We start from the raw sequence: 20713 nt of genomic DNA on the forward strand, positions 1-20713 counted from the left end.
GCGGCGCGTGGCCGCCTCCGGGTCGACCCCACACCCCGGCGCGGTCCCTGTCGGAGCGGCTTCACCGCTCCGACAGGGACCGCTGGGAACCATGGCCACTGCCATTAGTGACCGATGGGGTCCTAATCCGGCCTGGTAGTGGCGCTTGGGGCCGTCTCAGACGACCCCGCCCGCCCTATGGCCGTCAGTCCTGGTGCCGACCACCGATACCGTGCCGGGCAAGGGTCCGGCCGATCTTCCCGCCGAATCCCTCATGCGGCGCCTCATGACGGCCACGCGCGGCATCGTCGGCCTGGGCGGAGTCGCTCGGGTAGACGTCATGCTCGCTGGTCGTCTGGCCCTCGCGCCGCGTCCCGCCTTCGACCCGGTCCGTCCGGACGCTCTCGGCGCGGTCGGACGGGGCGGTGCGGGCAGAGTCGCTCGGGTACACGTCCCGATCCACGGTCTGATCCGCCCGGTCGGCTCGCCGGCTACGACCAGTGCGCCCGGTCGAGGCCGCGGCGTCACGCTCATCGCGGTCCGCGCGCCCCGTCCGCGCCGGCTCCGGCTCCCGCTCCGGCTGCCGCGCCCGGCCGCCACCGCCGAAGAACCGGCCGCCGCCCTGGGCCTCACGCGCGAGCATCCTGCGCTGCGCGCGCATCTGGGCATGCTCGATGTCGCGGAGGCTGCGCACGCTGAGTCGACCCTGCGCGGTCGACGACAGGTACAGCATCGCGGCGCCGAGCGCGTAGAAGAACAGCAGCCAGGTCGCGGCCTGCCGGCCGGTGCTGCCCATCGGAGTGCCCAGATTGCCCAGGTGCCACGGCGTGGCCAGGGTCGGACCGATGACGAACCAGGCGCCGGCCGCGATCGCCAGCCACGCGCCGAGCATCGTCGTTCCTCGGTTCGCACTGACCGCCAGCATCAGTCCACCGACGAAGGCGGCGATGCCGGGCAACACCTCGAGCCAGAACCGCGCCGACGTCCAACTCCAGGTCTGAGTCCCGCCGAACCCGAAGTCGAAGGCGGGTCCGATGAAGGGGATGAGGGCGCCCCACGCGCCTAGTACCATCAGCAGCAGACCTGCGACGGCGCCGCGGCTTCGTGGGATCCGCCAGCTCCCTCTGGCACGGTTGAATCCGGTATCTCCGGTGAGGCTCATCGGTCGGCTCCCTCCACATCAGTTCAGCCGGGTCGGTGCCCAAAATCCCGGCTACTAACCGGATCCGCCCGAACAGGTAGCCCGACTTGCACCCAGAGTGTCGGAAATGTTCACGGATGGTAGCTGGCCGGCGTGGTAGCCGGCCGCGCTTCCCGCGGACGGCCCTTGATCCAGCCACTTCCGATCCGGAACGGCCCCCCGAGGACATCACCAGCACGCGTCTCGGCGCGCCCGTCGATCACCGGCCTGGACGGGACGAGCCGGCCACCGCGCCGAAGATCGCCCCCGCCCGGCGAAGACCAGCGAGAGAAGGTCCGTCTCCTGGCAGCCGGCCAGCCCACCCTCCGCCCGACCTGAGCGCACACGAAGCCACCAGCACCCCGGCCTGTCCGGGTACGATCAGTCGGCGGGCCGTTAGCTCAATTGGCAGAGCAGCCGGCTTTTAACCGGCGAGTTCAGGGTTCGAGTCCCTGACGGCCCACCCGCTCACAGGCCTCTGACCTGCATGGTTCCCGGGGCGCCTTGCGTCACTTCGTCGCCGGTGATCGATGTGGGCACGCGGGACCGCGTTCCTGATCTTTTCGGCCGCGCGCTGCCCGGCTGGGCGCGGCAGTCGAGCCCTTCCCATGCCGCGCCGCGGGCTTCCCTGCGCCGCAGGCCGTGCAGCGCGATCAGTTTGTACAGGGCGCTCAGCCGGTCGCCGGCCGCCTCGCCGAGGGAGCTGACCTGCTGGCCCCGGCGCGCGACCACATGCGTTCGGCACCGCCCCGCTCGGCAGCTCCCCGCCGTCGGCGATAACACCCGCTCACCGAAGGACAGCACGGCGTAGGCGTTCCCGACGACGCCCGGGTGTGTCAACGCGGGGTCCTCGAGACAGGGGCCTCGGGACGCGATCTCCGCCGGTCGCCGACCTCGCCCGCAGCGGCCTATCGACGGCTGCGGCGGGTGCGCCGCGTACGTCCGCCAGATCGGTTTGATCATCACGCGCACCTCGCGCTTCTCGACAGCCTCCAGGACGCTCATCGAAAGCCGGCCTGAATGCGTCAGAACAGGAGCATTTCTGTCATCTCGAGGAGGCGAGGGGTGCACGCAGATGAGGAACAGGACTTCGAGAAGTTCGTCGCCACAGTCGGCGACCGGCTCCTGATGAGCGCGATTCTTCTGGTCGGCGGCGACCGAGCCGCGGCCGAGGACCTCGTCCAGGGTGCCTTTGAGCGGACCTACCTACGTTGGGCCCGCATCACCGACGGCCATCAGGAGGCCTACCTGCGCCGCGCGCTGGTCAACGGTGCGACCAGCCGTTGGCGACGGCTGCGCGTCCGTGTCATCGAGGTGCCGTTGCATGACGACGGGCCCTGGACTCTCGACGTCGCAGCACCCGCCGTCGACCACGCCGACCAGCTCACCCAACGTGCCAGCCTCATCCGGGCACTGGCCACCCTGCCACCCCGGCAACGCGCCGTCGTCGTGCTCCGCTACGTCGAGGACCTGTCCGAAGTCGACGTCGCCGCCGCGCTGGGCTGCTCTGTCGGCTCGGTCCGCTCCCAGGCGTCGCGCGGCCTGGCCCGGCTGCGCGACAGCGAACACCTCCGCGCCCTCGGCCGGCACCCGGCCCGCTCGGACATCCTGACCAACGAGACCCGCCGCCAGCCCACGCCATGGTTCGCGGCGGCCCCCCAAGCCGAGGGAGACCAGCGGTGACCCTCAGAAGACCAGCCATGACACTCACCGAGCCCGAACTGCGGTCCCATCTGCGCGCCCTGTCCGACCAGCGGCCGACGCCGGGCCTCGGCCCCGCGTTCCCCGACCGGATCCGCGACGGAGCTCACCGGCGCCGCGCCCACAGCCGGATCGCTGCCGCCTTCGTCCTCGTCCTCGCCCTGGCCGGCCTCCCCCTCGGGCTGCTCGCCATCACAGGAGGCGACACCAAGGCCGATCCCACGGCGGCCTCGGCCGGTCCCTCCTACGGCGGCGTCACCGCCACCTGGCTGCCCTCCGGGATGACCCACACGGTCGACAACGCGGTCGTCCCCGACACCTCCCCGCAGCAGGGCCCCCTCGGCCCGATCCGGTTCTACCGGCGAGACGTCGACACCCCGTGGCTGACCATCCAAGGTCTGCGTCTCGCCCCCGGCGTGTTCCTCAGCCAGTTCACCGCGGCCAGCCCGTCCGCCACACCGGCGACGCACAGCCCATCGCCCACCGGCCCGGGCTCCAAGGCCGAGCCCGACCAGCTCTGGATCACCGTCTCGTGGGCACCGCCGGACGGCACCGGCCTCGACACGCTGACCAAAGCGATGAAAGACCCGACGCTCACCAACTCACCGCACGGCAAGGTCACCACCTCCGCGCGGACCGTCAACGGGCGTCCGGCCATCCTCGCCACCGTCGACGACCCGGGCCTGCCCGCATGGGCCGGTGCCCCGGGGGACTACAACTACGACGCGCTGCTCGCCTGGTCCACACCGTCCGGCGCCCTGCTCACCGTCGAGTCCGCTACCGTCGCCCCGACCGACCTGGCCGCGCTGCAGCACGTCGCCGAGGGACTCGTGCTCGGCACCCGGCCGCCGAGCCCGACGGCACCACCAGCACCGGACGCCGCCACCAGGACCGCCATACTCGGCGCGCTCCACAACGCGTTCAGCCCCGGCGTGACCGCGGACCAGTTCGCCGCGTCCGTGCAGGGCGGCGACGCGCTCACCGCCACCCACACGCGCCTGCTCGCCGGCAACCCTCAGCTCGGCCCCCAGATCGAGCCCCCCACCAACGCCGAGGCCGGGCGGATCGAGCTGATCGACCCCAACACCGCCACCGCCATCTTCAACCTGACGTACGACGTTCCGATACCCGCCGGCTCCTCGGGCACCCCCGCCCGGACCATCCGGGTGACCTACTACCGCAATGCCATCGTCACCCGTACCGCTGCCGGCTGGCAGGTCAACAGAGACACCTTCTGTGACACGACAGGCACGATGGGCGTCGAGCCGGGCTGCCCACCGGCCTGACCGGACCTCGGGTTGACGCCGTCTGGCGGCGGTCCCGGCCCGGTTGAGGCCGCGCCTACAGCTGACCCGGACTCGCCATGGACCAACGGAGACAGCCGCCCCCCTGCGCAAGCAGGGGGGCGGCTTTCGGAGATCCGCTGGGGGTCAGAAGAAACGCTCATAGCCACACCTGTTCGTCTCGCGCCGTCTTTGCCGTCCCCGCTCCGAGTCACGTCGCCGGTCGACTAGGACGACCTGACCCCAGCAGTTCACGACGAAGGCGCACGTGGGCCACGGCGGCGCCGTGACTGTGGCGGCGCCGGACGGGTCGTAGACGGCGATCGGCCGACCCGGGGCCGACGAGGGGAGGTGGCACATGCGCCCACGTCAGCCGACCTCGGCGCCGTTGGCGAGCGCGAGGACGGCCTTCAGCGTCCAACTCGTCTGGCCGGTTCCCAGTCGGCCAGCAGCTGGGTCCGAGAGGCATGCTTCACCTGGCCAGTCACTTGGCTTGGCCACGGTACAAGCCGCCATAACACAGGGGTGTCCTCAAAACCTTGGGGTTCTGAGGACACCCCTGTGGCCCGCCGCTAGTAGCCGCTAGGGCGGAGCCGACGCTGCTCGTCACCATGAACAGCGGGTATCCAGCAGGGACATCATGCACCTGCAGGTGGCGTACTGCCAAGTGGCGCTGAGCCAGCGCGTGCACTGTCGTCACCCGGCGGGGCATACGACCGACGGCGCGCTGGCCGCCTGCGACTCGTCCGAGTGGACGCTTGTGAGTCGAGCGACATCTACATGAGATATCCCGCTACGGCACTCGTCTATCGATGTCATCCCAATGTGCGTCTCTCCGGGGCACCCGAACACAGGGTAGTACGCTTGACGCGCGATCTATGCCCATCGGGCGTAAGGAGGGGATCCCATGGATACTTTCGCATCGAGAGGAGGTGAGGACGCGGTGCGGATTTCAAGGCGGGTGGCGAGACTTGCCAGGACGGCGGTTCGGGACTGGCCAAAGAACCTGAGACTCTGCGGCACCGTCGTTGTAATAGCCGTTACAGCGACGGTGGTGATCCACGTAGGGTCGGTTCCAGTCATGACACTGCTCGTCGCCATGAGGTAGCGGATATCCAGAGCCCGTAAGCGCCGCAGGTGGGGGTCGCCTCTCAGACCCCCACCTGCGGACATTTATTGTCTACTCGAAAGGATGGCTAACGTGGCCGCGAGTAAGACCTCCATTAGAAGTCGAACGTCGTTGCCACTTGAACTGCGAGAGGAGCGGAGACAAGCAGGGCGTACGCAGAGAGAGGTTGCCGAAGAAATGGACTGGTCCGAGTCCAAAATCTATCGAATCGAGAAAGGTAGAGTAAGTATCTCTACCACGGACCTCAGAGCGCTCCTTAGCTACTACAGGGTCACTGACGAAGACCGGGTCAGCTACCTGATTCGCATGAAGCGCGAGGGTCGTGGCGCTACTTCTTCCGACTCGTAGCTCGCAGGTAAACACACCCCTGATCGATGCTCAAACTCTCGCGCCGCATCCGGGATTCGCTCCTTACCCCCTAGCTCGCTAGCTCGCTGGCTCGGGGTCAAATTCTCCCATGCGTACACCAGTCAGGAATGCCAGCCACTCGACGTTGGTGAACCGCAGAACCGCACCAGAGCGATTCTTCGAATCGCGGACGAAGATCTCATTTGCGGTAGCAGCCACCTCAACGCAACCAGAGGACCCGCTCGCCGAACTCTTCCGCCAATCAAGAAGGGGGTCTTCCCTGACCCTCTCCGACACATTTCCTCGCGCATCCATGCCAATCTTTCCCTTATCCCGAAGTTAAGGACCCATCCCCCCCAACTGACCTGGGGCTGACGTCGCCCCAGGTCAGCGGGTTGGGATCGTTCGATCTTGTAGATCGGCAGCTCCTCGCAGACGACCTCGGCTCAGCCCGGTCGACGAAGAGTAGCGCAGGCAGAGACCATCCGCCCCAGCGCGGGGGCATGCATCGGTCTGAGCCTGGTCAGGGAGCGCTGAGCTGCGCCGCCGGCCCCGGAAAGGTCGCCAGCCCCAGACCTGCGGATCGCCGCGAGAAACCTCTGCATCAGGCCGTTTGCTAGGTTGCATCTGGGCGCTGAGCAGTCAGCTAGTTATCGCTCTGGGCTGCGCCAGTCGGGGTCAACGCAGCAGTGAGTAACTGTTACGAGGGGCAGGCCTACGACTGCGGCCTGTTATTCAAAAAGACTGATCGCCCTATCAATGGCGACCGATGTATCAGCCTTGTCTATCAGCTGTTCAAATTCCCAGAAGTGCCCAAGATAGTGGGTGGGAGTAACGGGAGTGATCTTAGTAGTCTCGTCTAGCGAGTTCTCTCGAATTATTAGTTCATCGATGGCGTCTTCCAGGTACAGCACGTCTTCGTCTGCTGGGTCCGGGAACTCGAGCAAGGTGTACGGGACACGCACGTGTTCGTATAGACCGTGGGACAAGGGAACGATGCGGATCGTTATCTCCGACTGCTCCGCTTGTTCTTTTAGTTGGCGGAGCTGCCTCCGCATGACACTCTTTCCCCCGACCGCACGGAGAAGTACGGGCTCATCCAAGAGGAAGTGGCATTCAGGTGGAGAGTCACGATGCAGAACCTGTTCCTGACGGTCCATGCGGAGCTCTACAAGATCGCTTACATCCCGCGAGTCGGGCGGCTGTTCGAGAATAACGGAAATAACGACTCTAGCATATTCCTCGGTTTGGAGTAGCCCAGGAATTAGCACCGGTTCAAAGGATCGGATAATCGACGCCGAAGACTCGTAGCCCAAGAAAGAAATAAGCTCCGGCGATGCTACACCCCTATAGGCGTTCCACGGAGTCTGTTCCCGTGCGGCCCTCGCGGTCTCGATGAGGGCAGGAATTCGATCAGGGGAAACACCATAGCTCTGGAGGAGCGCCTTTAGGTCATTTGTGCTTATATTGACCAGGCCCGTCTCGATTCGGATCAGCTTCGATGGCGACCAGTCCATCTCCTCCGCGACGGCCTTCTGCGTCTTTCCAGCGGCCTCCCGGGCTTTACGCAGTTCACTTCGGAGACGGCGCCGCTGTACCGCCGGGTCAGGAACGTACTTGGGCATGGCGCCCCCCTTCGTCCTCGCGCTCAGCACCCGGGCCCCGGACACGTCCCAGCACATGGCGAGTTCGCAACCTGCAATCTCGCAAGTAGCATAAACCACACGCCCCCACCGTTACGTTAGGTTGCTCGCACGTGCCGCGAGTTGCCACATCAGTGAGACGGAGGTCGTGCGGGTCCAGGTGCTGGGCATGCGACTGACCTGCGCCTTTCAGCCGAAGGCGGACCCCGTCGGAGCATCCGACACGGGCGGGTGGAGGTTGCTCTCGGTGAGTTCCTGTGGGCCCCGGTTCCGGGTGCGTCGCGGCTGGCCGTACCGGGTCGCGGTCGACGAGATGCGGGCGATGACGATCGCGGGATGAGTGCCGTGGCTGCTCGGTGGCTTCGACATCGCCGGCCAGGAGGCCCGGACACCTATGTCGATCAGCACTCGGCGCTTCCACCTGCTGGCCTGCGTGCCGATCATGGCGAGCTGCGTTCACCACGGTGTCCGGCTCGTCCTGAGCCGACCATCATGATCGAGAAGGTCGGCGGCGGCCGGTGCCGGCCCAGCCGGTCAACGCCGCGGGCAGGCTTTCTACCGCGAGCACTACGCCGCCTGCCGGACGTGCACGCCCCTCACCCCGACGGCGCGACCCCGCGGAATCGTTGGCCGAGGCTCGATCTTTTGGGGCGATCGTCGATCCACCGAGGAAGGCCATGTTGATTGGCAGCCACTGGCGTACCACCGCACCGATCAGGGCTAGTAGCGCCGCCGCCACACCGGCGCGATCAATGCGGCTCGGTCGGCCAGGTGCACTGACCCGAGACCGAGTGCAGTGACCATGGCCCGGGGCTCGGGTCGCCGCTATGAAGCGACACGTAGCTCGCTGTAGTGGCTTAATTCCACCCCAGTAGGGCGATAGGGGCGTAGCCTTACGCTGATCGCGTGCCGAGTGATCACGGGGGCTGTTCGGTGCGACGTGGGTGGACTGTTGACGAGTTGATCAAGTGCTGGACGCTGCTCGATGGTGAATGGCGTCTGCTGCGGAACAAGACGGGGGCGTCGCGGCTGGCGTTCACGTTGTTGTGGGAATTCTTCGAGCTGGAGGCTCGGTTCTCGGGGCACGGCGGGGAGATCCCGAAGACTGCAGTGGCGTACGTCGCTGAGCAGTTGGACGTCGATGCCGAGGTGCTCGCCGGGTATGACTGGTCGAGCCGGCAAACGAAGCGTCACCGGGTGAAGATCTGCGAGGAGCTGGGCTTCCGCAAGTGTTCGGTAGGTAAGCAGGGCCCAGGCAAGCTCGGTCTGGACACGCTGCTGACAGAGGTCTCCAAGCTCGAGCGGGTCCGGGCGATCGACTGGGCGACGTGGCTGACAGCCGCCGACCGGCGCGGCCTTCTGCCCCGTTCTGGACCCATATCAACCTTTGCAGACGCTTCCAACTCGACATGACCAGCCGCCCCGACGCGCTGACACCGCTCCTGCCCGGCGCCGGGAGCGTCTGATGAACCAGAGCCAGGATCCGGCCACCGGCAAGAAGATCGACTTCTTCATCTCCTACGCGCCACACGATGAAGAGCACGCAACATGGATCGCGTTCGAACTGGAGGAGGCCGGCTACACCACCGTGATCAAGGCGTGGGACTTCGTCGCCGGGACGCATGTCATCCAGGAGATGCACCAAGCGGTGCAGAAAGCGACGCGGACCATCGCCGTTCTGTCCATGGCCTACCTGGCCGAGGCTTATGCGCAAGCCGAGTGGCAACAAGCCTGGCGGGATGACCCGCTGGGCGAACAGCGCAAGCTGCTCGTCGTCAGGGTAGAAGACTGCGATCGCCCCGGGCTGCTCCACCAGATGATCAGCGTCGACATCTTCGGACGGACCCCCCAGGAAGCACGCGACCAGCTCCTGAAGGCCGCCCGCGGAGGACGACACAAGCCGCCGAGCGCACCCGCCTTCCCCACCCGTCGTCAGGGGCTTGACCTGCACGAGATCGCCGACCAGTTGCAGGTCGCGGTGCGCCGCCAGTGGGAAGACGAGGCCGCGATCCGGCGACTCAACGAGCCCTATCCCCTACCGGTGAGCTGGGAGCCAGCCGATCCGGAGCTGGTCGACGACTGGGACATCATCACCCGGCTGGCCACCATCGGCGCCGGCTGGCCCCCTCCTAGGGACTGGGCTGCGGACCCCGCCGAGCTGGCAGGCAGCGGCCGGCACATCGTCGACGTCCTGGACCTGGTTCCAACCGGCCGGTTGGTTGTACTCGGGGAGCCCGGCGCCGGCAAGACCATGCTCGCGGTACGGCTCGTGCTCGACCTCCTCACTAGTAGATCTCGCGGGAAACCAGTGCCAGTCCTGATTTCGCTGGCATCCTGGAACCCGGCACATCAGGGATTGTATGACTGGCTTGACCGTCGGTTGACAGTCGACTATCCCGGTCTGCGAGCTCCAGCGCCGGATCGAACGAGGAGAAGCTGGGCGCGCGCATTGCTCGACCAAAAGATGATTTTGCCAGTCCTTGACGGGCTGGATGAGATTTCCAACGCGGGTCGTAGCTACGCGATCGCCCGGATCAACGAGGCGCTAGGACCGGGACAGGGAATCATCCTGTTGTCCCGGAGTGGACAATATAGCGAGGCAACTAGCCCTCATACAGATCCTGGGGTGCGCCTGGCCGGCGCCGCAGGTATCGCTCTATGCCCGCTGAGACATGACGATGTCGCCGAATATCTGCGTCGCTCGGCTGATGGATCGGCAGGTGCTCGCCGCTGGATGCCGGTACTAACCGCTTTCTCTACGCCGACGCCGTCAGCACAGGCTCTAACCACCCCTCTGATGGTCAGCCTGGCCCGCACTATCTACAACCCCCGTCCCGGTGAACACTCTGGCAGCCGTCCCGACCCGATCGAAATGCTCGACCAGGCCCGGTTTCCTGACCGTACTCACATCGAACAACATCTATTCGAAGGATTCCTCCGAGCCGCATACCGGCAGCATCCAAACCCCACCCGACGCTGCCCCTGGTCGCCCGTCCAGGCAGAGCACTGGCTCATCTTCCTCGCCAGACATCTCGAGCACAATCTCAACGGCTCCACGGACATTCGGTGGTGGGAGATATCAAAAGCAGTGCCAAGCATCACCTTCGCCTTGGCGGTAGCACTTGCCTCAGGTCTTGCCGAGGGATTGCCGTTCGGGGCCCTCGCTGGAGTTGTCGCGGCGACCCTAGTTGGGCTTGCGACCAATCCGCGAAGTAACGTACCAGCCCAAAGAATACGCTGGTCTAGAACGGGCGCAACTCGACTGGGTGCGCTACTTGTACTTCCTCTGATCTTAGGGTTCTTCGCCGGCGTGCCAGCAGATCTTACAGAATCTGCGACTCCCCGCACGCTCCTTGCACGAGATAAGCGAAGCTTCAAAATTCTTACGTCTGCAGCCGCACTATTCGTCTTCTGGGTCGCCACGGCTTCGGCGACAGATGCAACTAGTAGTGGGGGGAAAATAGCCTTCGGCGCTCTGACTGGCCTACTTTGGGGATTCGCGTTCGGACTCCGGCAAACTCAATCGGCGAGGTTTGCTCTAGTCCGATACTGGCTGGCGCTACGCGGCCGGCTTCCTTGGCGGCTGATGCGCTTTCTGTCGGATGCCCATGAGCAGCGGGGCGTGCTACGTCAGGTGGGAGCGGTATACCAGTTCCGTCATGTGGAATTGCAGCGGTATCTCGCGACTCGCGGTTCTACTCCTCGCGTCTGAGCGGATCACTATAGTTATTAACGTCATCCGTGACCGCGGGCTCTTGTACTAGTCCGCGCGGCGGGTCGATCGGGTTCCTTGCTCGGCGGTACCTGCCCGGAGCCTCTAGGCCGGGGGGTTACAGTCCCCCGGCCAGCGGTGGCAGAGCGGCCGGACTCCTCTATCGGTTGGCGGCGAGGGCCGGGTGCCAGGCTGGTCCGGCGTGGTCGGCCTGTCGGTACCGTCCCCGCGGATATGTCACGAGTTCGAAGTAGAGGCCGAACGGGGCGAGGCCGTGGATGGTGTAGGCCTCGTCGCCGGCCTCGTAGTCGTATGCCGGCTTCTTGCGGCCGAGGATGTGCACGTCCCGGGTCGTCAGCGCGTCGAAGGCGGCGTCGATGTCGTCGACGTAGATCGCCAGGTGCCAGCCGCCGACGTCGAACATCGCGGGCCAGACCTGCTGCTGCCCGGGGTAGGGCGGGCATTCGATGAGCTCGATGCCGAGGTGCGAGGAGCACAGCACGCGGGCCCGGGTCGGCCTGGCTCGCGCGTCGACGTTGGCGAAGGCGCGCAACCCGCCGTCCGGACCGCCCGGTGGCCACGGTGGGAGGTCCACGTCGCGGCGGAACCCGAGGACGCCCGCCAGGAAAGCGCTCGCCTCGTCGAGGTCGGCGACCGTGACGCGCAGTCGTTCGAAGCCCCGGAATCCCGGCAGCGATCCGGGCCGCGGCCGCCAGGCCGGCTCGGCTACGGGCGCGGGTTCCGTCGATGCCGGTACCAGCTCGAAGTGCAGGCCGAACGGGGTCAGATAACGGCGTTCCCCGAGTGCGTACACGTCCCGCTCCGCCAGGAACTCGACGGCCGCGTCGATGTCGTCGACGACGGCGGTGAGGCCCCAGCCGCCGACGTCCAGCAGGTCGGGCCATTCTCTCCGCTGGCGGGGCGTGCTCACCTGGAAGAGCTCGATGTTGAGGAACGGGCTGCGTAGCACGCGCACGTAGTGGACGACGGAGCGCACGTCGGCGTTGGCGATGACCCGCATGAACGGGCCCCGGCGGCCTTCGAACGGGCCCATCGTGTACAGCGTCTGGCAGCCGAAGACGTCGATGAGGAACGCCGTCACCTCGTCCAGGTCGGCCACCGTGATGTTCAGATGCTCGATGCCGCGCGACGTCGGCAGGCCGGCTGTCATCAACGGACCGTGAAGCTGATCGGCTCGGCGAGGAGCACTCGGTTCACCGTCGCGCGGAACGCGATCTCGGCGCCGTCCTGGAGCCGGAAGTCGTCCAGCCGCCGCAGCAGTTCCTCGAGCGCGATGCGCAGGTTCATCCGAGCCAGGTTCGAGCCGAGACAGCGGTGCGGACCGGCGCCGAAGGCGAGGTGCCGGTTCGTGGCGCGGTCGAGATCGAAGTCCTCCGAGTGCGCGAACTCCCCCGGGTCCCGGTTCGCCGAGGCCCAGTAGATGATCACCTTGTCGCCTTTCTTGATCTGGCGACCGGCGACCTCGACGTCGCGCATGGCGGTGCGCGTGATCTGCACGAACGGACTGTCCAGGCGTAGGAACTCCTCCACCGCCCGCCCCAGCAGGTCGGGCTTCTCGCGCAGCAGCGCCGGAATCTCCGGGTGTTCGCAGAACCGGAGCATCGACTGGCCGAGCGCGCCCGCCGTCGTCTCCAGCCCGCCCAGGATCAGGAGCTGGACGGTGCCGACGATCTCCTCCTGGGTGATCGGCCGGCCCTGGATCTCGGCGTTCAGGATCGCGTCGATGACATCGCCCTTCGGTTCCTGACGTCCGCGCTGTGTCAGGAAGTCGGAGATCCACTCGGACAGGCCTCGCCAGGACGCGGCGGCCTCAGGGTCCTGCGGAGCGCCCGACTTGTTGGCCAGGTAGGCGACGTACTCGACCTCGTCCGCGGGCGCGTTGATCGCGACGTCGAAGAACGACTGGGCGGGATATGGACGGGCGAAATCGGCCATGAAGTCACAGGCGCCGCGGTCGGCGAAGCCGTCGATCAGGCGGTTCACCAGTGCTCTGGTCCGCGGCTCCCATGCCCTGACGGCCTTGGGTGTGAAGAACGGGTTGACCAGCCGCTTGAACTCTCGCTGCAGCGGTGGGTCGATCTCGACGGGCAGGTTCCGTACGGCGATCGGGGCCACCGGCACGGTCAGCCCGAACGCAGAGCTGTACGTCTCCCAGTCCTGGGCGATGCGCAGCACCTCGTCGTACCTGGTGACGACCCAGTAGCCGTCGTAGACATCGCTGTGCGCGACCGGGCACGTCGACCGCATCCGGTTCAACACCGGGTACAGGTTGTCAATGACGTCCTGCGATAAATGGTCGAAATGATGTGCGCACCATTCGTCGGTGATGGACGTTCCGTCGATGAGCGCGTCGGTGGACCGCCCGCCCGTCGGCTCGTCGGCCATGGACTCTCCCCTGCTGGTCGGCGCTACCCCGCCGCGACGGCCCCGGTGGCAGGCCGTCCGTCGTGGCGCGCTGGCGACCGGCTGGCCGCGAGGGGCGAGCCGACCGGTGACAGCCACGCTCCTCCACCCGCACCCACCCGACTAGTAAGTGAATGCATGCTCGCAAATGTCCGAACCGAAGGTCAATCGGATCGCCGGTCTTCCCCGCCGACGGCGCCGACGCCCGCACCGGCCAGACCGGTGCTCTCGGCGATTCCGGGTCAGGCAGCACTGGCGTCTTCTGCTTCAGGGCTGAGAGCGGCCCCCAGGCTTCGGCGGGCAGCCGGATGAGCGGGGGCGGGAGAAACGGGGGTCGAGCCGGCCAAGGAACAGGCCGGCGGCGGCCAGGCTGGCCAGGCCAAGCGCCGTAAGGGCACCCAGGTCGAGCAGCAGGGTCTCCGTCGTGTGCCGCCAGAGTGGATCGGGGGGAACCCCTGGGTTGAGGCGCGGATCAGTCAGCTTCTGGACGTCGACGAGGTCGGTCACCGAGGCCGCGGCGGCGTCGCCCCAGCGGCCGGGCAACAGCCAGGACAGCTGGTTCAGCCCAGGGCGACCGGCGAGCGGAATCAGCGCGCCGGCCAGCACCAGCTGCGCCGCGGAGAGCACGACCAGCGGCGGCATCGCCTTGTCGGCGTTGTCGACCAGCGCGGACACCGCGAGGCCCATCATGGCAGCGGCGGTCCCGGTCGCCGCGACAACGATCATCATCTCAACCATCGGATGACCGGTAAGCACCCCGTCAGCCGGGGCCCGACCCACGAAACCCATGATAGTGATCACTACGCTCTGCGCCGAGGTGATTATGGTCAGGATCAGCGCCTTGGAGCCGAGATAAGCGGTGGTGGACAGACCGATGGCGCGTTCACGCAGGTAGACCGGCCGTTCCTTGACGATCTCGCGGATCGCGTTGGACATGCCCAGGAAACTCGCCACAAGCGTGATGACGAGCAGAACCCGGATCGCGTCCCGGTTTGGCTCCCCCGTTGGCACCGCGCGTAGCCCGTGCGGTGTCTCGACGAGCCGTGGAAGGAGCCCCAGCAGGAACGGATAGACGACGATCATGCGCAGGTAGGAGTGGTCGGAGGCGATGATCCGCCCGTACCGGCGGCTCAGGGTGAGCAGCTGGGAGAGCATCGGCTGCTGCCGCGGCGTCGACAGCGGCGCACGGGCTCGCCGGGCGACCGGCGCGGGGGGCGGGTTCTTCGCGAGGTGGACCGACGATCGGTGCCGGCGGGCGAGCCGGGCCGCGCCGTCGGCGCTCTCGAGAACTCCGAAGGCGTCCGCCCAGCTGCCCTGGCCGAGGAAAGGCAACGCGCCCCGAGGCGGGCCGAAGTAGGCCACATGCCCGCCCCGGGTGAGGACCAGCAGGAAGTCGCACAGGTCGAGCTGGGCCACGCTGTGGGTCGCGACGACGACCGTCCGCCCGTCGTCCGCGAGTCCGCGCAGCGATCGCATGACCTCCTGGTCGAGGCCGGGATCCAGTCCGGACGTCGGTTCGTCGAGATAGAGCAGGGTCGGCTGGGTGAGCAGCTCGAGCGCGATGCTGGTCCGCTTGCGCTGACCGCCGGACAGCGTCGTGACCCGCCGGTCGGACAGGTCGACCCCACTGGGCAGCGTCCACTCGCCGGTCGCGGTGGCGTCGGCGAGGCCGAGCTCGTCCGCCCCGCGCGCGGTGAGGCCGAGCTCGGCGAGCACGGCGTCCACACGCGCGCCGCGCTCGGCCCGGGTGGTCTCGGCGGGGAAGCGCAGCCGGGCGCCGTACTCCAGGGCCTGGCGAACGGTGAGGGTGGTGTGCAGGATGTCGTCCTGCGGCACGTAGCCGATGCGCCGGCGCAGTTCGTCGTACTCGGCATACAGGTCGCGGCCGGCATAACGGACGGTTCCGGCGCCGGCCGGGCGGAACCCGGTGAGCGCGCCCAGCAGCGTCGTCTTCCCCGCCCCGCTGGGCCCGATCACCGCGAGCAGCGCCCGTCCGGGTAAGCGGAAGCTGATGTCGTGCAGTAGCCGGGCCCCGTCGACGTCGACGCACAGGCCCTCCACCTCGAAGGCGACGTCGCCGGTGTCCAGGTACTCGGCCAGCCGGGTCGGGACCGCCCACGGGTCGTCGGCGTCCCCGACGGCGTGGAACACGTGGTGGCCGACGGCAATCAGGTCGCCGGCACGCAGCAACGCCCGTTCGACCCTGCGGCCGTTGACGTAGGTGCCGTTCGCCGAGCCGAGGTCGACGACGCGCACGCCGTTGGGACCGACGGTCAGCTCGGCGTGCTTCCGGGAGGCGAGCAGGTCGCCGACGACCAGGTCGTTCGTCAGCGCACGGCCGACGGACATCCGGCCGGGCCGCAGCGGGTGGACGGGGCCCAGGCCACCGAGCTCGGTCACCGCCGTGGAACCCGGCCCGGTAGACCCGAGCCGCGGGCCGGTCAACGCGCCGAGGTCACCGATGTGGGCGGTCAGCTCGGCGTGATGCCGGCCGAACGCCGTGGTGTCGAGAACGCCTTCCCGGTCCGGTGCGGGATCCGGTTCACCGCCGAGCCGGCGGCCGGACGCGCCGGCGGCCGGCCGGCCGAGTCCGGCTGGGTCCGCAGGCGGACCCGACGCCGGAAGGGCGGTCTCCTCGTGGGACCGAGAGGGCGGCGTCGGCCGTCGGATCGGCATGGTGGCGGGCGCCCCCGCCTCCACGGCCACGGTGATGCGCGGCCCGTCCGCCGAGCCCAGGCGGAACTCGGACTGGGCGCGGACCGGCACCCGGCTTACCCGCCGCCCCGCCAGCCACGTCCCGCCGCTGCCGAGGTCCACGACCTCCCAGCCCTCGGCCGTCGGCTCGATCAGCAGGTGGCGCCGGGACACCCGCGGGTCGGCGACCACCAGATCGGCGGTGGCGTCCCGGCCCACGAGGAACGACTGGCCTGGCTCCACGACGAAGACCTCGTCGCGGCGGCGAACCGTCAGACCAGCCGACAAGCCCAGACCAGCCGACAAGCCATCCCCCATCACGCTCCGGCGCTACGACAACTGCTCAGGCCCCTGATCGTCGATCCTGACCGGGTAGCCGCCCGCCCCGGCTCGCGTCGCGTGAACCACGATTTGGTACGGATACTCCGTAGGCAGACCTACCTTCCTGGACCATTGTCGCAATAACGGCGCGCTTCGCTGCGCCAAGCGACACGGATCACCACTCATGTCGAACACTCCCGCGCATCGCGGTCGACGGTGCGGGACGTGGCGGCCGGTACGTCGACGCGAACACCACCCCGACGATCACGCTCACCAGCCGGGTGGAGGCGTCCGGACCTACCAGGTCTACGTCGGTCACGCGCGCCCCGTCTCGAACGGCTCCATATTTTTGCTCAGTTGCCGGTCGGCGAGGCGCTGTTGATCCGGAAATGCCCGTCAACGCCCATGACAAAATCAGCGGGTGAGATCGGGATGCTGGGCCCGTTGGAGGTTCGCACGGACGACGGCGTCTTGGCGGACGTGCCGGGCGCGCGGTTGCGCGGACTGCTGATCGCCCTCGCGCTCAAGCCGGGTCACATGGTCCCGAAGGCGTCGCTCGTCGACTGGATCTGGGGGGAGCACCCGCCAGCCGATGCGACGAACGCCCTGCAGCGCTTGGCTTCCCGGCTGCTGTCCGCGATGAGCGGGGCCCGGCTGGTCAGTCCGAGTCACGTGATTGCCATCGACACCAATATCAGTCAGGCGTTACGCGCCACCGGTGGCGCGTAACGCCTGACTGATATTAAAAGCCTTTCCGAAACGGGCCAGCGTTGCCAGACATCGCGCTGGTGGACTATTTGACCCGGCCTCGGAGATCTTCCTCAGGAAGACAGCCGGAGAGGCGTTCAGTCAATGTCGCGGGCGGGCTGCGCGGCGGCGTGCCGCCCCGCCCGGTACCCCATCACCATGCTGGGGCCGACGCAGGAGCCGCCGCCCGGGTAGGTCCCGCCGAGGACGGATGCCGCGGTGTTCCCGGCGGCGTAGAGACCGTCGACGATCGGCGCCTCGGTGCCCAGTACGCGGGCGTCGGCGTCGATCTTCGGCCCGCCGCTCGTCCCCAGCGTCCCCGGCCACTGCTGGATCGCGCCGTAGACCGGTCCGACGACGGGCTTCAGGCTCGTCGTGTCCGGGCCGGTGGCCGAGCGCACCTGCTCGGGGTCGCCCCAGTCGGGGTCCTCCCCCTTCTCCGCGAACGCGTTGTACCGGAGCACCGTCTCCTCCAAGGCGTCCGGGTCGACGCCGATCTTCTCCGCGAGCTCGCGGATGCTGTCGGCGGCGACGAGCCACGACGGGGCGGGCTGACCGTTCGGACCGACGATGGCGCCGTCGACGATCTTGCCGCCGAAGACGCCCTTCTTCCCTTCCCACTGCGTCCCGCCGAAGACGCACCAGGCGGGCGCCTTGTTCGTGTAGCCCGGGTTGCGCTGGTCGAAGAAGTTGAAGGGGTGTGAGAAGTCGTTGTACGTGTAGCCGCCGTGCATGAAGCGCTTGCCGCCCTGGTTGACGATGATCGACCCGGCGCCGAGGCCCATCTCCATCTGCGGCAGCGGGTTGCCGTCGCGGCCGATCTCCCACGGGTCATACATGACGCCGTAGCTGAAGAACGACGTCATCAGGCCGAGCTGCGCTCCGGCGCGCATCGCCATCCGGTGGCCGTCGCCGGTGTTGGTCCACGGGGTGCACGGCTTCACGTCGTAGCCGAGGAAGGTCGTCACCATGTCGGGGTTCCACTCGAAGCCGCCGGTAGCGAGGACGACGCCCTTCCGCGCCCCGAGACGCTTCTGCGCGCCGTCCTCACCGACGACGACGCCGATGACGCCACCGGTCTCGTTCGTCACCAGCTCCCGTCCAGGAGTGGAGTAGCGGACGGAGACGCCACGATCCAGCAGCGCCTTCAGCAGCGGGGCGACGAGGCCGCCGCCCTTGGCCCGGTACCCCTCACGCCGGCGCCGCTCCAGCTCCTCGCGGGGGACGACCTCGATGGCCTCGGCGTAGGCCACCTCGGGAGGCTTCACCCAGGGGCTGGGGTTCACGCGGCCGGCCCAGTGCTCGCCGAGCTCGGCAACCGCGGGGTAGGGCTGGCAGGACACCGACCGCGGGATCTCCTTGGTGCCGGGGATGCGCCCGGGGACGACGGCGTAGTAGTCGGGGAGCCCCTTGTGGGCGCGGGTCACGAGTCCGGTGTTGGCCTCGAGGTAGTCCAGCGCCTCCGCGGCGGTGTCGACGTAGACCTCGATGAGGTGCGGGTCGTAGGCGCGGCCGTCGGAGAGGCGCGTGACGTAGTTGATCGCCTCTTCGCGCGTGTCCTGGCCCGCGATGTGCCGGTTCAGCGGGATCCACATGTCCCCGCCGGAGGCGGCCGTCGTCCCGCCGATGAACTCGGACTTCTCGACGACGCAGACACTCGCGCCACCGTCGGCGGCGAGCAGTGCCGAGGTGAGGGCACCGGCGCCGCTCCCCACCACGACGACGTCGAAGACCTCGTCCCACGCTACAGCGCTCATGCCCCGGATTCTGGGTTCTTTGTACCGACCGGTCAAGAAGTAAGGCAGACGCGATCGCCCGCGGAACCACGCCGCGACCCGCGGCGACGAGGTCGGCGACGGCGCCGATCCCCAGGGCATCAGCGCCCTGATGGCGTGCTCCCCCGGTATGGGCGCGGCAGCGCCAACGCGGACGGCGTCCGCGAGAGGCGGCACCGCGGTCGGCTGGGGCCGAACGACGTCTGGCCTTCCTGTTCGGGCTGCCCACGTTCCCGGTTCGGTTGTCCTGTTCCGGTTCGGGCTTACCGCACAGCGCCAGTGCGCTACCGTCCGCGCAGGAAAAGGGAGCGGCGTATGAAACGCCCAACCAAGGCGATCACAGTCCACCGGGCCCAGCCCGTTGGGCGCACGGCACTCACGGTCGCGTTGGTGGCGGCCCTCGCGGGCATCGCTGGCTTGGCTGGGTGCGCGAAGGCGGAGGTCCAGACGGCCGGGTGCGAGCCGGACCATCCGGTGGTGACGCCGCTGTCGGTGAAGGTGGGCGCGTCGGTCACCGTCACGAGCCTGAGCCACCCGTGCGCCCGGGTGACCGTGACCGCCCCGGACACCCCCCACCGACTTGTCCTGACCCAGGTCGGCAAGGACGACGCCGATCTCGGCGCGGTTCCCGTTCAGCCCGACGGCACGTTCAGCGTCCGCGCCGGGATTCCTTCGGACGCGCGGCCGGGCGTCGCCTGGATCACCGTGACCGGAATGTTCCCGGTCCCGTGCGACGACACCAGCGCGGCCTCCTGCGTCGGCTACGTCACCAGGGTCAATCTGGAGGCTCGGTAGTCCCATCCCCGAGGCCCGCGTCAGTGCAGCAGCACCCGCAGCAGGATCAGGGCGAGACCGAACACGCCGGCGACGATCCCGTATGCCAGGGACGCCCAGGTACCGCGTCCGCTGTGCCGGCCGGCGATCTCCCCCCACAGCACCAGCGCGGCCATGCCGGTCCACATCCCGGCGAGCGCCGCCGTCTGGACGGACGCCCCGGCCGCCGCCGCCAGCAGTACCGCGAGGAGCGGAAAGAAGGACGCCGTCACCAGGGACCATTCGTGGGCCATCGCCTCGGCCAGGCGGCGCAGGCCAGCCCGGCGGCTCACGCTCGGTGGCGAGCCGAGGAAGTCGGCATACACGTGGGCGAGCCAGTACACGAGCACGCTGATCAACTCTGCGTAGATCAGGTCGCGCAGCTCCGTCTGGCGCTCGGACTCCACCGCCAGCACCGAGTCGGCGAGCACCGTTCCGTAGATCGAGCCGACCGGATTGCGCGCGAGCGCGAGCATGCCAGCCCGCCAGCCACGGCGGGACACGACCGGGGGGTCGAGGCGGTCGGACACGTCCACGCCCTCAGGGTCTACCCGATGGGCACCCACGCGGCTCGCCACGGTCGCGCGCTCGGCGCTGGCAGGCCGCGCGGCGCCCGGCCGCTCACGGGACGGGGAACTCGATGACCGGCACGGCCTCGGTCCGGGTCGCGACATACCGCGGCACCAGCGCCAGCGCGGCCTCGGCATCCGCCGCGTCGACCGTCCAGAACATCTGGTGCTCGTCGTCGCCCAGGCCGCAGGACGCGAGTGCGCGGCCGTGCCGCAGGGGGCTGTCGAAACCGTGCCAGGACGCGAAGACGAACCGGCATTCGGCCGGGCCATGCCGGTGGCACAGGACGAACGTCGCCATGCATGCCAGCGTCACCCGGCCGCGGCTCGTCATATATCGGGGAGATCCCCAGACCCGGGCCGGCGATGTCACTCAAGCGACCCGGCGACCGGGA

The 20713-nt window shown here is 68.1% G+C and carries 18 protein-coding genes and 1 tRNA gene; 8 read left to right on the forward strand and 11 right to left on the reverse strand.

The annotated features are described in order from the left end of the window. Positions 1-184 precede the first annotated feature (184 nt). The gene (locus QOZ89_RS09325) at positions 185-1141 is read right to left on the reverse strand and encodes a hypothetical protein (protein WP_071053038.1); all 957 of its coding nucleotides are present in this window, start codon (positions 1139-1141) and stop codon (positions 185-187) included. Positions 1142-1549: 408 nt separating this feature from the next. Here QOZ89_RS09325 and QOZ89_RS09330 point away from each other — a divergent pair. Beyond that, a tRNA-Lys gene (locus tag QOZ89_RS09330) sits at positions 1550-1622 on the forward strand. A gap of 5 nt (positions 1623-1627) precedes the next feature. Here the strand turns inward: QOZ89_RS09330 and QOZ89_RS09335 are convergent. After that, positions 1628-1999 (reverse strand): hypothetical protein, encoded by a 372-nt coding sequence (locus QOZ89_RS09335; RefSeq protein WP_198543551.1) that lies wholly within the window; start codon positions 1997-1999, stop codon positions 1628-1630. A 225-nt stretch (positions 2000-2224) separates the two neighbouring features. Here QOZ89_RS09335 and QOZ89_RS09340 point away from each other — a divergent pair, with 225 nt between their 5' ends. The 3 genes from QOZ89_RS09340 to QOZ89_RS47230 all read left to right on the forward strand — a co-directional run bounded on the left by QOZ89_RS09340 (position 2225) and on the right by QOZ89_RS47230 (position 5620). Further along, the gene (locus QOZ89_RS09340) at positions 2225-2842 is read left to right on the forward strand and encodes a SigE family RNA polymerase sigma factor (RefSeq protein WP_071053040.1); all 618 of its coding nucleotides are present in this window, start codon (positions 2225-2227) and stop codon (positions 2840-2842) included. A 17-nt stretch (positions 2843-2859) separates the two neighbouring features. Further along, the gene (locus tag QOZ89_RS09345) at positions 2860-4146 is read left to right on the forward strand and encodes a hypothetical protein (protein WP_071053041.1); all 1287 of its coding nucleotides are present in this window, start codon (positions 2860-2862) and stop codon (positions 4144-4146) included. 1189 nt (positions 4147-5335) lie between these two features. Next, the gene (locus QOZ89_RS47230; RefSeq protein WP_083419765.1) at positions 5336-5620 is read left to right on the forward strand and encodes a helix-turn-helix domain-containing protein; all 285 of its coding nucleotides are present in this window, start codon (positions 5336-5338) and stop codon (positions 5618-5620) included. 78 nt (positions 5621-5698) lie between these two features. On the opposite strand, the gene QOZ89_RS09350 is transcribed toward QOZ89_RS47230, so the two are convergent. Together QOZ89_RS09350 and QOZ89_RS09355 are read right to left on the reverse strand one after the other, a co-directional pair. Then, a complete protein-coding gene (locus QOZ89_RS09350; protein ID WP_083419766.1) occupies positions 5699-5935 on the reverse strand; it encodes a DUF397 domain-containing protein in 237 nt (78 codons plus the stop codon). 416 nt (positions 5936-6351) lie between these two features. Then, positions 6352-7245, reverse strand: a complete 894-nt coding sequence (locus tag QOZ89_RS09355; RefSeq protein WP_157910607.1) for a helix-turn-helix domain-containing protein — start codon at positions 7243-7245, stop codon at positions 6352-6354. A 978-nt stretch (positions 7246-8223) separates the two neighbouring features. Here QOZ89_RS09355 and QOZ89_RS09360 point away from each other — a divergent pair. Further along, positions 8224-8676, forward strand: a complete 453-nt coding sequence (locus QOZ89_RS09360) for a DUF4158 domain-containing protein (protein WP_071053045.1) — start codon at positions 8224-8226, stop codon at positions 8674-8676. 52 nt (positions 8677-8728) lie between these two features. After that, positions 8729-10975 carry a TIR domain-containing protein gene (locus QOZ89_RS09365; protein WP_312623554.1) on the forward strand — a complete coding sequence of 749 codons (2247 nt, stop codon included), beginning with the start codon at positions 8729-8731 and terminating at the stop codon, positions 10973-10975. Positions 10976-11135: 160 nt separating this feature from the next. On the opposite strand, the gene QOZ89_RS09370 is transcribed toward QOZ89_RS09365, so the two are convergent. The 4 genes from QOZ89_RS09370 to QOZ89_RS09385 all read right to left on the reverse strand — a co-directional run bounded on the left by QOZ89_RS09370 (position 11136) and on the right by QOZ89_RS09385 (position 16733). Next, positions 11136-12146: a VOC family protein gene (locus tag QOZ89_RS09370; protein WP_071048660.1), complete on the reverse strand. Its 1011-nt coding sequence runs from the start codon at positions 12144-12146 to the stop codon at positions 11136-11138. After that, positions 12146-13381 carry a cytochrome P450 gene (locus QOZ89_RS09375; RefSeq protein ID WP_071048659.1) on the reverse strand — a complete coding sequence of 412 codons (1236 nt, stop codon included), beginning with the start codon at positions 13379-13381 and terminating at the stop codon, positions 12146-12148. Before QOZ89_RS09375 ends, QOZ89_RS09370 begins: the two co-directional genes overlap by 1 nt. 285 nt (positions 13382-13666) lie before the next feature. After that, positions 13667-16381: an FHA domain-containing protein gene (locus QOZ89_RS09380; RefSeq protein WP_071048658.1), complete on the reverse strand. Its 2715-nt coding sequence runs from the start codon at positions 16379-16381 to the stop codon at positions 13667-13669. 208 nt (positions 16382-16589) lie between these two features. After that, positions 16590-16733, reverse strand: coding sequence for a hypothetical protein (locus QOZ89_RS09385; protein WP_157910489.1), 144 nt, complete (start codon positions 16731-16733; stop codon positions 16590-16592). A 113-nt stretch (positions 16734-16846) separates the two neighbouring features. Here QOZ89_RS09385 and QOZ89_RS09390 point away from each other — a divergent pair, with 113 nt between their 5' ends. Continuing rightward, on the forward strand, positions 16847-17143 hold the full coding sequence (locus tag QOZ89_RS09390) for a helix-turn-helix domain-containing protein (protein WP_312623555.1): 297 nt from the start codon (positions 16847-16849) through the stop codon (positions 17141-17143). A gap of 116 nt (positions 17144-17259) precedes the next feature. Here QOZ89_RS09390 and QOZ89_RS09395 read toward each other — a convergent pair whose 3' ends face one another. Further along, entirely contained in the window at positions 17260-18918 is a 1659-nt protein-coding gene (locus tag QOZ89_RS09395; protein WP_071048656.1) for an FAD-dependent oxidoreductase, read from the reverse strand. Positions 18919-19251: 333 nt separating this feature from the next. On the opposite strand from QOZ89_RS09395, the gene QOZ89_RS09400 reads away from it, so the two are divergent. Further along, positions 19252-19731, forward strand: a complete 480-nt coding sequence (locus tag QOZ89_RS09400) for a hypothetical protein (RefSeq protein ID WP_071048655.1) — start codon at positions 19252-19254, stop codon at positions 19729-19731. Positions 19732-19751: 20 nt separating this feature from the next. On the opposite strand, the gene QOZ89_RS09405 is transcribed toward QOZ89_RS09400, so the two are convergent. Then, positions 19752-20285, reverse strand: coding sequence for a hypothetical protein (locus QOZ89_RS09405; protein ID WP_071048654.1), 534 nt, complete (start codon positions 20283-20285; stop codon positions 19752-19754). 85 nt (positions 20286-20370) lie between these two features. Continuing rightward, on the reverse strand, positions 20371-20652 hold the full coding sequence (locus QOZ89_RS09410) for a hypothetical protein (RefSeq protein ID WP_241841693.1): 282 nt from the start codon (positions 20650-20652) through the stop codon (positions 20371-20373). Positions 20653-20713: the final 61 nt, after the last annotated feature.

Source organism: Pseudofrankia coriaricola, assembly GCF_032027725.1.
In the GTDB taxonomy this organism is placed as follows: domain Bacteria; phylum Actinomycetota; class Actinomycetes; order Frankiales; family Frankiaceae; genus Pseudofrankia.

Coding starts and splice junctions, on each gene's coding strand:
- QOZ89_RS09325 (WP_071053038.1), bottom strand. CDS start 1,141: ATGAGCCTCACCGGAGATACCGGATTCAACCGTGCCAGAGGGAGCTGG.
- QOZ89_RS09345 (WP_071053041.1), top strand. CDS start 2,860: ATGACACTCACCGAGCCCGAACTGCGGTCCCATCTGCGCGCCCTGTCC.
- QOZ89_RS47230 (WP_083419765.1), top strand. CDS start 5,336: ATGGCTAACGTGGCCGCGAGTAAGACCTCCATTAGAAGTCGAACGTCG.
- QOZ89_RS09350 (WP_083419766.1), bottom strand. CDS start 5,935: ATGGATGCGCGAGGAAATGTGTCGGAGAGGGTCAGGGAAGACCCCCTT.
- QOZ89_RS09355 (WP_157910607.1), bottom strand. CDS start 7,245: ATGCCCAAGTACGTTCCTGACCCGGCGGTACAGCGGCGCCGTCTCCGA.
- QOZ89_RS09365 (WP_312623554.1), top strand. CDS start 8,729: ATGAACCAGAGCCAGGATCCGGCCACCGGCAAGAAGATCGACTTCTTC.
- QOZ89_RS09370 (WP_071048660.1), bottom strand. CDS start 12,146: ATGACAGCCGGCCTGCCGACGTCGCGCGGCATCGAGCATCTGAACATC.
- QOZ89_RS09375 (WP_071048659.1), bottom strand. CDS start 13,381: ATGGCCGACGAGCCGACGGGCGGGCGGTCCACCGACGCGCTCATCGAC.
- QOZ89_RS09390 (WP_312623555.1), top strand. CDS start 16,847: ATGCTGGGCCCGTTGGAGGTTCGCACGGACGACGGCGTCTTGGCGGAC.
- QOZ89_RS09395 (WP_071048656.1), bottom strand. CDS start 18,918: ATGAGCGCTGTAGCGTGGGACGAGGTCTTCGACGTCGTCGTGGTGGGG.
- QOZ89_RS09400 (WP_071048655.1), top strand. CDS start 19,252: ATGAAACGCCCAACCAAGGCGATCACAGTCCACCGGGCCCAGCCCGTT.
- QOZ89_RS09410 (WP_241841693.1), bottom strand. CDS start 20,652: ATGACGAGCCGCGGCCGGGTGACGCTGGCATGCATGGCGACGTTCGTC.